Annotated in this window: 10 protein-coding genes; 3 read left to right on the forward strand and 7 right to left on the reverse strand. The window is 69.5% G+C overall.

Going from position 1 to position 14,344, the window contains the following annotated elements; translation table 11 throughout:
- Positions 1-36: 36 nt before the first annotated feature.
- Complete coding sequence (locus GV790_RS13885) at positions 37-2,361, reverse strand: HelD family protein (protein ID WP_163813825.1); 2,325 nt, start codon at positions 2,359-2,361, stop codon at positions 37-39.
- 165 nt (positions 2,362-2,526) lie between these two features.
- Positions 2,527-3,879: a diguanylate cyclase domain-containing protein gene (locus GV790_RS13890; RefSeq protein WP_163813761.1), complete on the reverse strand. Its 1,353-nt coding sequence runs from the start codon at positions 3,877-3,879 to the stop codon at positions 2,527-2,529.
- Between the two features lie 207 nt (positions 3,880-4,086).
- Here GV790_RS13890 and GV790_RS13895 point away from each other — a divergent pair, with 207 nt between their 5' ends.
- Positions 4,087-5,232 carry a beta-ketoacyl synthase N-terminal-like domain-containing protein gene (locus GV790_RS13895; RefSeq protein WP_163813826.1) on the forward strand — a complete coding sequence of 382 codons (1,146 nt, stop codon included), beginning with the start codon at positions 4,087-4,089 and terminating at the stop codon, positions 5,230-5,232.
- A gap of 21 nt (positions 5,233-5,253) precedes the next feature.
- Here the strand turns inward: GV790_RS13895 and GV790_RS13900 are convergent, their stop codons facing one another.
- On the reverse strand, positions 5,254-7,089 hold the full coding sequence (locus GV790_RS13900) for a sensor histidine kinase (RefSeq protein WP_178127885.1): 1,836 nt from the start codon (positions 7,087-7,089) through the stop codon (positions 5,254-5,256).
- 164 nt (positions 7,090-7,253) lie between these two features.
- Between GV790_RS13900 and GV790_RS13905 the strand changes: the two genes are divergently transcribed.
- Positions 7,254-8,009: a sigma 54 modulation/S30EA ribosomal C-terminal domain-containing protein gene (locus GV790_RS13905; protein ID WP_163813762.1), complete on the forward strand. Its 756-nt coding sequence runs from the start codon at positions 7,254-7,256 to the stop codon at positions 8,007-8,009.
- A gap of 3 nt (positions 8,010-8,012) precedes the next feature.
- Here GV790_RS13905 and GV790_RS13910 read toward each other — a convergent pair whose 3' ends face one another.
- Positions 8,013-8,645, reverse strand: a complete 633-nt coding sequence (locus tag GV790_RS13910; protein WP_163813763.1) for a response regulator transcription factor — start codon at positions 8,643-8,645, stop codon at positions 8,013-8,015.
- Between the two features lie 199 nt (positions 8,646-8,844).
- On the opposite strand from GV790_RS13910, the gene uvrA reads away from it, so the two are divergent.
- Positions 8,845-11,772: an excinuclease ABC subunit UvrA gene (gene uvrA, locus GV790_RS13915; RefSeq protein WP_163813764.1), complete on the forward strand. Its 2,928-nt coding sequence runs from the start codon at positions 8,845-8,847 to the stop codon at positions 11,770-11,772.
- A gap of 38 nt (positions 11,773-11,810) precedes the next feature.
- Here uvrA and GV790_RS13920 read toward each other — a convergent pair whose 3' ends face one another.
- From GV790_RS13920 to GV790_RS13930, 3 genes are all read right to left on the reverse strand, one after another.
- A complete protein-coding gene (locus tag GV790_RS13920; RefSeq protein WP_163813765.1) occupies positions 11,811-12,515 on the reverse strand; it encodes an alpha/beta fold hydrolase in 705 nt (234 codons plus the stop codon).
- 567 nt (positions 12,516-13,082) lie between these two features.
- On the reverse strand, positions 13,083-13,424 hold the full coding sequence (locus tag GV790_RS13925) for a DUF1844 domain-containing protein (RefSeq protein WP_048833249.1): 342 nt from the start codon (positions 13,422-13,424) through the stop codon (positions 13,083-13,085).
- Positions 13,425-13,458: 34 nt separating this feature from the next.
- Positions 13,459-13,980 carry a DinB family protein gene (locus GV790_RS13930; protein WP_175585890.1) on the reverse strand — a complete coding sequence of 174 codons (522 nt, stop codon included), beginning with the start codon at positions 13,978-13,980 and terminating at the stop codon, positions 13,459-13,461.
- Between the last annotated feature and the right edge of the window lie 364 nt (positions 13,981-14,344).

Raw genomic sequence — 14,344 nt, forward strand, 5'->3', positions numbered from 1 at the left:
CCGCCGCACCGGCGGCGACCACGCCTGCGTGTGGCCCTATGCCATGGCCGGGCGCGCCTCGAGCGAGCTCAGCACCTCGGGAAGATCGGTGCTGTGCAGCACCGTCAGCCGCTGGGTCGCGCGGGTCAGCGCGACGTACAGATCGTTGAGCCCGCGCGGCGACTCACCGATGATCCGCTCCGGCGCCACCAGATACACCGCGTCGAATTCCAGGCCCTTCACCTCGTGCACCGTCAGCACGCGCACCGATTCCGCCGCAAGTCCGGCCAGTTCGCCGGCCAGCGCGTGCGGCACGATCACCGCCGTGGTGCCCGGCCCCTGCTCGGCCGCGAGCAGCCGCGCCAATTCGGTGCCGAAGGCAGGCTCGTCGCACCGATGCGCCTGCGGCGGATGCCCGGACTCGCGGACCGAGCGTGGTGCGCGGGCCTTCGCATCGATGGCGGTCAGCACCTGCGCGGCCACGTCCATGATCTCGGCGGGCGTGCGGTAGTTGACGGTGAGTTCGGTGAGCTTCCACCGTTTGGCCACATACGGTTCCAGCACCGTCTGCCAGGTGGAGGCGCCCGCCGGGTCACCGGTCTGGGCGACATCGCCGACCACGGTCATCCAGCGGTTCGGGATGCGGCGCATCACCATCCGCCACGCCATCTCCGACAGCTCCTGTGCTTCGTCGACGATGACGTGGCCGTAGGCCCAGGTGCGGTCGCCAGCCGCGCGTTCGGCGGTGGTCTGGCGGGTGCGCACCTGCTGGCGTTCGGCCAGCTGCCCGGCATCGATCAGGTCGTAGGCCATGAGGATCTCGGGGTCGAGTTCGTCCTCGAGATCCTGCGGTGCGGAACCGGTGAGGATGTCGAGCGCGTCCTGGGCCTCGGCCAGCTGGGCGCGCCAGCGGCGGCGGGCGCGTTCGCGTTCCTCGGCGTCATCGATGCCGAGCAGTTCGGCCAGCTCGTCCAGCAGCGGAGCGTCGGCGGCGCTGAATTCGCCGGTGTCCTGACGCCACAGTTCGGCGCGGTCGGCCGGGTCCAGCGAACTCGCGGCCCGGTCCAGGCGGGCCGGATCGGCCAGCAGATCGGCCAGCACCTGCTGCGGGGTCAGGATCGGCCACAGTGCGCCGATGGCACGCTGGATCTGCGGATCCGAGCGCATCTCGTCGGCGATCTCGGCCAGATCGGTGCTGCTGAGCAGGCTGCGCGCACTGTCGACGGGGTCGGCGCCCATGGTCGCGGCCAGCTGTTCGGTGAGCGCGTCGATCACCGAGGACGCGAAGATCGGGCGGGCCAGATTGTGCGGCCGCCGCGAGGAGCGGGCCCGGCCCCTGGCCTTGGTGACGATCTTGCGGTTGAGCGTCAGCGGATAGCCGTCGAAGCTCAGCGCGATCGGCTCCTGCGGCACCTCCTGCCGGTCCCGCACCGCCTGCTTGAGCACCTCCAGAATGCTCAGCGAACCCTTGATCTCACCGGCCCGCAAGGAATCCTCCCGGGTGGCCTTCACGCCGGGATACAGGTCGCCGATGGTCGACAGCAGCACGCCGGTCTCACCGAGCGAGGGCAGCACCTGGCCGATGTAATCGAGGAAGGTCGCGTTCGGCCCGATGATCAGCACACCGGCCTTGGCCAGCTGCTGCCGGTAGGTGTAGAGCAGGTAGGCGGCGCGATGCAGCGCGACCGCGGTCTTGCCGGTGCCCGGCCCGCCCTGCACCACCAGCACGCTCTTGTGCTCGGCGCGGATGATCGCGTCCTGCTCGCTCTGGATCGTCTCGACAATGTCGTTCATATGGCCCGTGCGGGCGGCGTTCAACGCCGACAGCAGGGCGCTCTCACTGCCGACGCCGCCGTCGTCCTCGGTGACGCCGGCGCGTTCGGCCGCCTCCAGATCCAGGTATTCGTCGTTGATCGCGGTGACCCGGCGGTTGCGGGAACGGATGTGGCGCCGGCGCAGCACGCCGTCCGGCGCCGCGGTGGTGGCCAGGTAGAACGGCCGGGCCAGCGGGGCGCGCCAGTCCAGCAGCAGGGTCTCGTAGTCGTTGTGCTCGTCGAGGATGCCGAGGCGGCCGATGTAGCGGCGCTCGGACTCGGGCTCACCGTCCTCGGTGCCGTCGCCGTCGAGATCGATGCGGCCGAAGCACAGGCCGTGTTCGGCGGCATCGTATTTGGCCAAGTCCTCGGTGTAGAGCTGGGTGAACGATTCGCGTTCGCTGCGTGCCTGTGGGGTGCCGCCGGTCTCCAGCAGGACGGTGCGCAGCCGTTCGGTGGCGTACTTGCGCATGCCGTCTAGGCGGTCGTAGAGGACGTTCAGATGGGCCTGTTCCCGATCGATATCGGTGCCGGTGCTCGATGCGGTGGTGGTCTCGGTGTCCGGGATCGGAGAGCGGTGATCCTGAGTGAGGCGGTCGGGCAAAACGAACTCCTTGTCACCCGGTGACTGGCACCAGTGGGGCAGGCAGACGACAGCGGTGGTGGAAGGCGCGGACGATCGGAAAACGGAATCGTCCAGTCTACTGCGCGTTCGGCGTGGTCGCCGCCGCGCTCAGGATGCGTGGGTGTTGTTCGGCCTGCGGGCGGGCCCGATCAGGCCTTCGCGATGCCCGGCCGGCTTGGCGCGGTACATCGCCACGTCCGCGTCGTGCAGCACCGCTTCGGGGGTGCGCCGGTCGCCCGGGCGCAGCGCGGTGACCCCGATCGAGGCGTTGACCTCGATGCGATGCCCACGCGCGACGATCGGTTCGGCCATGGTCCGCTGCAACCGCAGGATCAGCGCGTCCAGATCGGCCTGCCGAGTGCGCCCGGACAGCAGCACCAGGAATTCGTCGCCGCCGAGCCTGCCGACGATGTCGTCGGCGCGCAGCGCCCGCTGCAAACGCTGCGCCACGATCTGCAGCACCGTGTCACCGATGGCGTGGCCGAGGGAGTCGTTGATCGCCTTGAATCCGTCCAGGTCGATGAACATCACCACCGACACCGGCAGATCTTCGCTGGCGGCCAGCGCGCCCGCGAGTTGCGACAGGATCAGCGACCGGTTGGCCAGCCCGGTCAGCGAATCGTGGGTGGCCTGATATTCCAGGTGCCGCCTGCTGGCCCGGTATTCGGTGATATCGGCGAACGAGGACACCGCCGAGGAATCCGGATCGCCGGGATTGAGCAGCCTGCTCGACCCGGACAGCCAGCGCCGTTGCCCGTCGGAGCGGTCGACGCCGAAGACATAGCCGGTGATGGTCTCGCCGGTGGCCAGGGTGCGCGCGACCGGATGCCGGGCGGTGGACATCGGCTGGGCGTTGGTGTCCAGCAGCGTCAGCGGCAGCTCGGCGATGCTCACCCCGGCCAGGTCACCGGCGTCCTCGATGCCGAAGATGCGTCGCGCGGCCGGATTGACCGATTCGATCCGGCCGTCCCGGTCGATGACCGCCACGCCCTCCTCGAGCTGGGACACCACCGTGGTGAAGTGCTGTTCGGCGCGGCGCTGGGCGGCCTCGGCGGCGCGCTGGGCGCTCAGATCGTGGATGACGACCTGGTAGGCGGCCTGGTCGTGCCAGACGGTGAGCACCGAGACGGTCTCCACCGGCACCTGCGTGCCGTCCAGCCGTAGCAATGTCATCTCGGCGGGGGTGGAGGCCGCGCCCGCCCGGGTGAGCCGGGAGATGCGGTCGAGCATGCCGGGCACCGAATCCGGGTGCACGAACTGCACCAGCGGGCGTCCGACCAGATCTTCCGGGCCCGAGGCGGCCAGCATGCGCACCGTCGCCGGGTTGACGTAGACGATGATGCCGCGTTCGTGCACGCAGATACCGTCCGGAGTGTGTTCGACCAGAGACCGGTACCGCTGCGCCAGCTGCTCGGCGGCGCTGAGCCTGTCCTCTCCCACCTCGAACCCCCGATCGTCCACCGATAGCTGGTCATTGGAGCACGGGATTATTCTGGATCCGACATGTGCGCCGTTCACATGATCGACGCGATTGCCGTGTGTCGGGTACTGCGCCCGGGCTCGATCCGGTGATCATGACAGAACCGGTTCTTCACGACGGCGGGCCGGCGCGAGTGGCCGGAGGAGATCGGGCCGAGGAGCGATGCCATGTCCGAACCTGATCATCATATGTCCATTGCCGGTGTCGGCGCTGTCACCGGGTACGGATGGGGGCGCGAGGCGCTGTGGCGCGGACTGCTGAGCGGCAAGTCGGCGGCCGGTGTGCAGCCCGGTTACGGCGTGGGACGCGATGAGCCGGCATGGGTGTCGCTGGTCCCGTCGGGCGGCGATCCGCGGGTGAGCGGCAGCCGATACGGGCGCGCCGTGCACGCGGCGGCGCGCGAGGCTATCGAGGATGCGCGCGCCCGTGGCTGGCGGCCGGGCCGCACGGTGGGCCTGCTGCACGCGATCGTGCTCGGCGACGTGGCCAACTGGCGTGACTTCTACACCGTCGACGACGGCCACCGGCGTTCCCGCGGGTATCTTCCGCTGCTGCCGTCCACGCCGATCTCGGTGGTGATGCAGGAGTTCGGTTTCCACGGTCCGGCGATGAACGTGTCCGCGGCGTGCAGTTCCGGCAATGCCGGATTGCTCACCGCGAAGCTGTGGCTCGACAGCGGCCAGGCCGACGACGTGGTGTGCGTGGTGAGCGACCTGTCGGCGACACCGGAGATGGTGGAGCATTTCGTGCGGCTCGGCGCCGCCGTCACCGATGCCGAACCGCTGCAGGCCTGCCGCCCGTTCCAGGAAGGCAGCCGTGGTTTCAGCATGGGGGAGGCGTCGGTGGGTTTCGTGCTCAGCCGCTCGGCGCCGCGCCCGTATGCCCGGGTGCTCGGCGGTGCGATGACCAACGACGGCTATCACGTGGTGTCGGTGGATCCGGGGCACGGCCAGATCATCGAATGCGCGCGCCGGGCGCTCCGCGCGGCAGGCGTATCGGCGGATCAGGTGGCCTATTTCAATGCCCACGGCACCGGCACCCGCCAGTGCGACGACGCCGAACGGGCGCTGCTGGCCGAGGTCTTCGACGACCGGCCCGCCATCTACGCCCTCAAGCCGCTGACCGGCCACTGCCAGGGTGCGGCGGCCGCGGTGGAGATCGCCGCCGCGGCCATGGGCTTCGAACGCTCGCTCGTGCCCGCCGCGCCGATCGTCGCGTCACCGCATCCGCGGTTGCTGGACGGGCCGGTGGCGAGCGCGGGCGCGATCACGGCGAAACTGTCGCTGGGGATGGGCGGCAACAACGCGATGGTGGTGCTGGCACCGCCGGAGTGAGCCGCCGCGACGGATCGGCGGTCACGGCAGGGGAGCCGTCCAGCAGAGCCGGGTCCCCGGCAGTGCGTCCGCGCTCTCGGCGCGCGAGTGCCTGGCCACCGCGGCGGTGACGGTGAACCGGCCCGCGGCCTCCTCGGCGCGCTGCTCGAGGTTGCGCAGCCCGCTGCGGATGACGTGATTCGGCACGCCCCAACCGTTGTCGGTGACCACGATGGTCAGATCGTCGGACACCCCGATGTCGACGGTGACGGTGTCGCCGCCGGAATGGCGCACCGCATTGCTCACCGCCTCCCGCACCACCGCCTCGGCATGATCGGCCAGCTCGGGTTCGAGCACCGACAGCGGTCCGGAGAACTGCACGGTGGCGCGGATCTCGGTATCGGCGGTCTGCTGACGGATGGCGTGTTCGATGCGTTGCTGTAGCCGCGCGCTGTCGGCGCCACCGTGCAGATCGAAGATCGAGGTGCGGATCTCCTGCACGACCTCCTGTAGATCGTTGATCACTCGTGAGAGCCGGTCGCGGACCTCGGGCACCGTCGCCCGCGGCACCGCACCCTGCAAGGTCAGCCCGATCGCGAACAGCCGCTGGATCACATGATCGTGCAGGTCGCGGGCAATGCGATCGCGATCGGCCAGGATGTCGACCTCACGCATCCGTCGTTGCGCGTCGGCCAGTTGCATCGCCAGTGCCGCCTGATCGGTGAACGCCGCGGTGAGCTCGACCAGCTCGTCGGAATACGGCGCCGAGCCGGCGCGGCGCACGGTGACCAGCGTGCCATGGGTGGCGTCCGGGGTGCACAGCGGCAGGATCAGCGCGGGCCCGGGGGAGGGCAGGGTGATGCCGAGCGTCACCTGCCCGGCGTCGTCGAAGCGCAGCGGGGTGCGGCGGCCGAACGCCTCACCGACGGCAGTGCCCGTCAGCGGAATCGGATGCCCGGCCCGGCGCGCGTCGGGGCCGGACCAGTGGGTGATCAGCAACTCGCTGACGTCGCCCGGACCGGCCGCGGCCAGGAAACACAGCTGCGAGCCGGTCAGCGCCCGCGCATGATCGACCACCCGTTCCAGAGCCCTGCCCGGTGTGCCGACGGCCAGGAATTCGGTGGCGACATCACGGGTGGCTTCGATCCATTCCTGCCGGGTGCGTGCCGACTCGTAGAGGCGCGCATTGTCGATCGCGATGCCTGCCGCCGCGGCCAGCGCTTGCACCAGGACCTCGTCCTCGGCCGTGAACGGTTGCCCGCCGGACTTCTCGCACAGGTAGAGGCTGCCGAAGACCTCGTCGCGGATCCGGACGGGCACGCCGAGGAAGCTGCGCATCGGCGGGTGGTGCGCCGGGAATCCGACCGAGGCCGGATGGCCGGTCAGATCGTCGAGCCGCAGCGGCGTGGGCTGGGCGAAGACCGCCCCGAGCACGCCGTGGCCCGCGGGGAGGGCGCCGATCCTGGCCCTGGTCGCGTCGTCGATGCCCTCGGCGACGAACTGGAAGAGCTTGCCGCTGTGCTCGCGCACCCCCAGCGCGCCGTAGCGGGCGTCGATGAGGGTGGTCGCGGTCCGCACGATCGCACTCAGAGTGTCGTCGAGATCCAGCCCGGAGGTGACCGTCAGCATGGCTTCGATCAGCCCGTCCATCCGGCCGCGGGAATCGGCCGACACCTCGACCCGATCGCTGACCTCGGCCAGCAGTTCACGCAACCGCTGCTGGTAGAGGGCGCCGCGCACGGCGGGCGGGCCGATGCGTTCCTTCGGGGCCCGGTGAGTCGGTGCGGCGGCCGAGTCCGCCCCGGCAGCGGTGTGGCGAGCCGGCCGGGAGTCGGCGCCCGAGGACCCGCGGCGGTGGGCTCCGGTCTGCTCGGCCATCGGCTTCCTTGTCGTCTGCGCGCGAGGCGGCCCGTCCCCCAGCGGCGGTCCGATGCGGCGTCGTAACCAATGCTATGGCGCGATCGGGGACTTTCGGCCCTGTTCGTGATCTCCGCGTGATGGTGGCATATCCGCACGGCGAGAATAGAAAGCAGGGGTTTCCTATGAATTCGCTGGAGCTGTGGGACACCGCGACCGAGCCGGACCTCGCGGTCACCACCCGTGGCGCGGTACCGCCGGCCGACGTGACCCGTGCGGTGCGGGCCATCGGGCGGGTACTGCGCCGTCACCATCTCGACGCGGCCGCGCACGTGCGCGTCACCGCACCGGCCGACGCCGATCAGCCGACGGTCGTGCAGGCCAACATCCATTCCCGCGATACCCGCACCCGGGTGCAGGTGCCCGGCCCACGCGGTTTCGCGGTCACCTTCGCCGCCGAACGGCTGGACCGCCACATCGCCCGGCTCGGCGCCGATCCGGTCCCGCGGGTCTGGCCGGATCCGGCCCGGCCGCCGCTGGCCCGGGTCACCGAGCAGCGGCCGATCACCCGGCGCAAGGACTACGCCCTGCTCACGGGCACCCCGGCGCAGGCGATCGAGGTGCTCGACGCCATGGATTACGACGCGCACCTGTTCACCGACGCCGCGACCGGCGAGGAAGCCGTGGTGCACTGGATCGACCCGGACGGGGTGCACATGATCCGCCAGCACAGCACGGCGCCCACCGAGGCCGCACCCGCGCCGATGGCGTTGACGGTGGACGCCGCACCCGCCCCGCGGCTGGACGAGGGCGATGCCGCCACCCAGCTGTGCTGGCGTGGCCTGCCGTTCCTGTTCTATACCGATGCCCGCACCGGCCGCGGTCATCTGCTCTACCGCCGCTACGACGGCGACCTGGCCCTGGTGCGCCCGGCCCGCTAGCGCCTACCGCTCGCCGAGCTTGGTGGCGAGCACCGCGGCCTGGGTGCGCCGCTCCACGCCGAGCTTGGCGAGCAGCCGGGAGACGTAGTTCTTCACTGTCTTCTCGGCGAGGAACATGCGCGCGGCGATCTGCCGGTTCGTGAGCCCCTCACCGAGCAGGGTCAGCAGTTTGCGTTCCTGCTCGGTGAGCCCGGCCAGCGGGCCGTCGTCCTCGGTGCTGCGCCGCAGCCGCGTCTTCAGCGCCGCCGCGGCGCGCGTATCGAGCAGCGAACGGCCCGCGCCGACCTCTTTGACGGCGTCGGCGAGCTCCATGCCCTTGATGTTCTTCACCACATATCCCGAGGCTCCGGCGAGGATCGCGTCGAGCATGGCCTGGTCGTCGGTGTAGGAGGTGAGGATCAGGCAGCGCAGATCGTCGAACTCGGCCAGCAGATCGCGGCACAGCTCGATGCCGTTGCCGTCGGGTAATCGCACGTCCAGCACCGCGACTCGGGGGCGAAGGGCGCGGATGCCGATCATCGCCGACGCGACGTCACCGGCCTGGCCGACGACGGTGAGATCCGGATCGCTCTCCAGCAGGTCGATCAGACCGCGGCGGACGATCTCGTGATCGTCGACCAGGAACACCTCGAGCACAGCCGACTCCTGTTCGTTTGTCTACCCTGGTCAAGGTAGCTCGCCGAACGGCCGTGGGGGATGGCCGAAAGTCATCTGGCGGGCCTCGCCCCTCGCCCGGGAAAACTTGTCGGTGGTCCGGCCTAGCATGGCCGCCGGGGACATATCGGCATGCCAGAACCCGGTACGCGGGACATCGAAGAGAGAAGGGACCCACCTGGTGGCGGAACGCCTCACCGTGCGCGGAGCTCGGGAGCACAACCTCAAAGGGGTCGATCTCGACCTGCCCCGCGACAGCCTGATCGTCTTCACCGGGTTGTCCGGCTCGGGCAAGTCGAGCCTGGCCTTCGACACCATCTTCGCCGAAGGTCAGCGGCGCTATGTGGAGTCGCTGTCGGCGTACGCGCGCCAGTTCCTCGGGCAGATGGACAAGCCCGATGTCGACTTCATCGAGGGGCTGTCGCCCGCGGTGTCGATCGACCAGAAATCGACCAACCGCAATCCGCGCTCCACCGTCGGCACCATCACCGAGGTCTACGACTACCTGCGTCTGCTCTATGCCCGCGCGGGCACCCCGCACTGCCCGGTGTGCGGTGAACTCATCGAGAAGCAGACCCCGCAGCAGATCGTCGATCAGGTGCTCGCGATGGAGCCCGGCATCAAGTTCCAGGTGCTCGCCCCGGTGGTGCGCACCCGCAAGGGCGAGTTCGTCGACCTGTTCGACCAGCTCAACACCCAGGGCTACGCGCGAGTGCGGGTCGACGGCGTGGTGTATCCGCTCACCGATCCGCCGAAGCTGAAGAAGCAGGAAAAGCACGATGTCGAGGTGGTCGTCGACCGCCTGGCCGTCAAGCCCGGTTCCAAGCAGCGGCTCACCGATTCCATCGAGACGGCGCTGCGGCTGGCCGACGGCATCGTGGTGCTCGATTTCGTCGACCGCGACGAACACGCTCACGACCGCGAGCGCCGTTTCTCCGAGCGGCTGGCCTGCCCCAACGGCCACCCCCTCGATATCGAGGATCTCGAGCCGCGCTCGTTCTCGTTCAACTCGCCCTACGGCGCCTGCCCGGACTGCACCGGCCTCGGCATCCGCAAAGAGGTCGATCCGGAACTGGTCGTGCCCGATCCCGATCTGAGTCTGGCCGATGGCGCGATCGCGCCCTGGTCGCGCGGGCAGACGGCCGAGTACTTCACCCGGCTGCTCTCGGGCCTGGCCGAGGCCATCGGTTTCTCCATGGACACGCCCTGGCGGGAGCTGCCGGCGAAGGCCCGCAAGGCGGTGCTGGAGGGCAGCTCCGATCAGGTGCACGTCTCCTACACCAATCGGTACGGGCGCAAGCGCTCCTATTACGCCGATTTCGAAGGCGTGATGCCGTTCTTGCAGCGGCGCATGGAGAACACCGAGTCCGAGCAGATGAAGGAGCACTACGACGGGTACATGCGCGATGTGCCGTGCCCGGTCTGCAACGGTGCCCGGCTGCGTCCGGAGATTCTCGCCGTCACCCTCGCCGCCGAGGGCGAGCGCAAGTCCATCGCCGAGGTGTGCGATCTGTCCATCGGTGACTGCTCGGCGTTCCTGAACGCGCTCACCCTCGGCGAGCGCGAGGCCGCCATCGCCGGGCAGGTGCTCAAGGAGGTGCAGGCCCGGCTCGGCTTCCTGCTCGACGTCGGCCTGGAATACCTGACGCTCTCCCGCGCCGCGGCCACCCTCTCCGGTGGTGAGGCGCAGCGCATCCGGCTGGCCACTCAGATCGGCTCCGGCCTGGTGGGCGTGCTGTACGTGCTCGACGAGCCGTCCATCGGCCTGCATCAGCGCGACAACCGCAGGCTCATCGAAACGCTGACCAGGCTCAAGAGGCTCGGCAACACCCTGATCGTGGTCGAACACGACGAGGACACCATCCGCGCCTCGGACTGGGTGGTCGATATCGGCCCGCTGGCCGGTGAACACGGCGGCCGGGTGGTGCACAGCGGCCCGTACCAGGAGCTGCTCACCGACCCGAACTCGCTGACCGGCGCCTACCTGTCCGGTCGTGAGCGGATCGAGGTGCCGCTCGTGCGGCGTCCGGTGAACAAGAAGCGCCAGGTCACCGTGGTGGGTGCGAACGAGCACAACCTGAAGGGCATCGACGTCGCGTTCCCGCTCGGCGTGCTCACCGCCGTCACCGGCGTGTCCGGCTCGGGTAAGTCCACCCTGGTCAACGACATCCTCGCGACCGTGCTGGCCAACCGGCTCAACGGGGCGCGCCAGGTGCCCGGCCGGCACACCCGGGTCAACGGCCTCGACCATCTGGACAAGCTGGTCCAGGTGGACCAGTCGCCCATCGGTCGCACCCCGCGCTCCAACCCCGCCACCTACACCGGTGTGTTCGACAAGATCCGCACCCTGTTCGCCGCCACCACCGAGGCCAAGGTGCGCGGATATCAGCCGGGCCGGTTCTCGTTCAACGTCAAGGGCGGTCGCTGCGAGGCCTGCTCCGGCGACGGCACCCTCAAGATCGAGATGAACTTCCTGCCGGACGTCTACGTCCCGTGCGAGGTGTGCCACGGCGCCAGGTACAACCGGGAGACCCTGGAGGTGCACTACAAGGGCAAGACCATCGCCGAGGTGCTGGACATGCCGATCGAGGAGGCCGCGGAGTTCTTCGAGCCGGTCACCTCGATCCACCGCTATCTCAAGACCCTCGTCGACGTGGGTCTCGGATACGTGCGGCTCGGCCAGCCGGCGCCCACGCTCTCCGGCGGTGAGGCCCAGCGCGTGAAGCTGGCCGCCGAACTACAGAAACGCTCCACCGGGCGCACGGTCTACATCCTCGACGAGCCGACCACCGGGCTGCATTTCGAGGACATCCGCAAATTGCTCGGCGTCATCAACGGGCTGGTCGACAAGGGCAACACGGTGATCGTCATCGAGCACAACCTCGACGTCATCAAGACCTCGGACTGGGTGATCGACATGGGTCCCGAGGGCGGTTCCGGCGGCGGCACCGTCGTCGCCCAGGGCACACCGGAAGACATCGCAGCGGTGCCCGACAGCTACACCGGGCAATTCCTGCGTGAGGTGCTCGACAAGCCCGCCACGCCGACAGCGGCGAAACCCAAGCGCGCGACCAAGCGGGTGGCGAAGAAAGCGGCTGCGGTCGGCTGACCGCTGCGGGGTGGCGGTGCGCCGCCGCCCCGCGCGCGTCACCGCTGGGCGACGGTGTGGATCAGCTCGGCGAGCTCGTGCGGTTTCGACCACATGGGCCAGTGGCCGGTGGGCAGGTCGACGTATTCGGCGTCCATCCGGGCCAGCTCGGCGAACATCGGCATCTCGCCCTCGTCGCGTAGCTTCCCGACCACCTCGGCGGTGAAGGTATTGCAGATCACCGTGGTCGGGATCCGCCGGCCCGCGGGCTGCTCGCTGAGCCGCAGCGGCGCCGTGGCCACCGCGATCGGCTCGGAGACCGCGCGGGCCCGGAAGGTCGCCAGGGCTTCCTCGTCGAGACCGGCGAGGTTGTCCCCGTCGGCGGTCAGCTCGTCCCAGTGCGGAAGTGGGTATTCGCGGGCGGCGAGGTCGAGTTCGGAGTTGAGCACGAAACCGTTCGGCAGGGGCGCGCTGTCGACATAGATCGCCCGGGAGAACCGCTCAGGGGCCAGGTCGCAGGCCAGGTAGGCGGCCGCGCCGCCGCCGGAGTGGGCGACGAGGACGGCGGGCCGGCCGTCGGTGGCCTCGACGATGGCCTCGGCCTGGCGCTCCAGGGTGGCGTCGAGTCGGTCCGCGTCGTGCGGGTCGAGGCCGGGCAGGGTCAGGGCAAGCACCTCGTCACCGTGGCGGCGCAGATCGTCCGCGACCTCGTCCCACGCCCATGCGCCCAACCAGAAACCGGGAACCAGAAGTATCCGTGCCATTCGGAGAGCATCCCATGCCGGGCCCGCCGGAGAACGCGCGGTTCCGCAGATTTCAATGAAATGTGGTGTGCGACACGATGTTTCGCAATCTCTAGGGTCGACGCCCCTGGCTTCGTCCGGTCGTGGCCACACCCGGTGACGGCGGGTGGGCGCTTGTGCCGGAAAACCGCCCTAAAAGTGAAACATGCGTGTGTAGGATCGGCCGCAACCGCGTCCCAGCGGCCTGGGGCGCGGCGATGGACAGCCGGCGCGGCCGGTGCGAACGAAAGGAATGCCCGCCATGGAAGGCGTCGACATCGGGGCCCTGATCACTCAGATCCTCGGATTTCTGAGCAGTGGCTCGTCTCTCAACTACACCCCGGGCACGCCTGCCTGAGCGCGGATCCACCGAAAGGAACCACCCATCATGAACTCAGGAAGCGCGGGCCTCGGCGACATCTTCACCGCCATCGCGAACATGCTGAGCACCGGCTCGGCCATCTCGGTGACGCCAGGGATGTGATCGACGCACGAAGGCCGGGTCCCTCGGGACCCGGCCTTCGTGGTGTCCGGCATGCCGACGCCGCGTCAGTACACCGGACCGGTGTACTTCTCGCCCGGCCCCTTACCCGGCTCGTCGGGATGCGCCGACGATTCCCGGAAGGCCTTCTGCAACGACTGCAAGCCCTCGCGGATCGGCCCCGCGTGCGGGCCCAGATACTCCACCGACGCCGTCACCAGGCCGGCCAGTGCCGTGATCACCCGCCGTGCCTCGTCCAGATCGCGGCGGCTGCTGGTCTCCGGATCCTCATCGGCCAGCCCCAGTTTCTCCGCCGCCGAACTCATCAACATCACCGCGGCCCGGCTGATCACCTCCACCGCGGGGATATCGGCCAGTTCACGCACAGAGCTGTCGGGCTGTTCAGTCATGGCTATCAGGCTAGAACCCCCGGGCCGGGCCCGCTCACGCCGCCGCCCGGATCATCCGCAGCTGGCCGATCTCGGCGATGTTCTTCATGAGTTCGGCGTTGACCCACGCCACCAGGTGGGCCACCGTCAGGCCCGCCTCCGAGGGCCATGGATACGCGACGGGCGCGTCGAGATCGGCGTCGGTGAGCGCGTTCAATGCCGCCAGCCAGTCGGTGTGCAGTTGCCGGATCCGCGCGACGGCCGCCGCGCCCGTCCCCGGCCAGTGCACGCTCGCACGCGAGCGCAGCGCGCGGCCGCGCACCTGATCGAGGGCGGTGCTCCACCACCAGTCGATATGCCAGGTCAGCCACCCGATGGTCGGTACCGGGACCGGATCGGGTTCGGTCTCGGCCCAGTCCGGGCGCCAGACCCCGTCGTTGTCGGGATGGACGGTCCAGTGCGATGGGGCGAGCGTGGCGAGGACGTCGTCCTCGCTGAGGGCGTCGAGGTGATAATCGGCCAGGGCCCAGGTGAGCTCGAATTGCCAGGCCAGCAGCTCGCGGCGAGAATCAGGCACCGGGGGACGGTCGCACGCGGCCGATGCACGGGCAAGCGATTTTCGCCGCTGCCTGTGTGCGCGCGACCCGATTGGGTTCCGGGCGGCGCAGCTGCTACGCTGTTCTGCGACGACCGCCCTGGGTGGTTCGTGCGTGTGGCCGGTGACGGTGTGCGCACGACGATGCCGGGGCAGATAAGTGGAGCCCGACTCCCACCGTTGCCGGCGAGCATTCGTACGGTACAACGGTCCGGTCGCCCGCCCTTCGCGGCGGGTTCCCGCATTGCTCTCGATGCGGGATCGCAGGTGTGATCACCTGCGATGATCGGTCGACCTCGGGCCTCGTAGCGGGAAATACCGCAACGGGGCCTTTGTGTTGAACAAG

This window comes from Nocardia cyriacigeorgica, assembly GCF_010858045.1.
In the GTDB taxonomy this organism is placed as follows: domain Bacteria; phylum Actinomycetota; class Actinomycetes; order Mycobacteriales; family Mycobacteriaceae; genus Nocardia; species Nocardia cyriacigeorgica_E.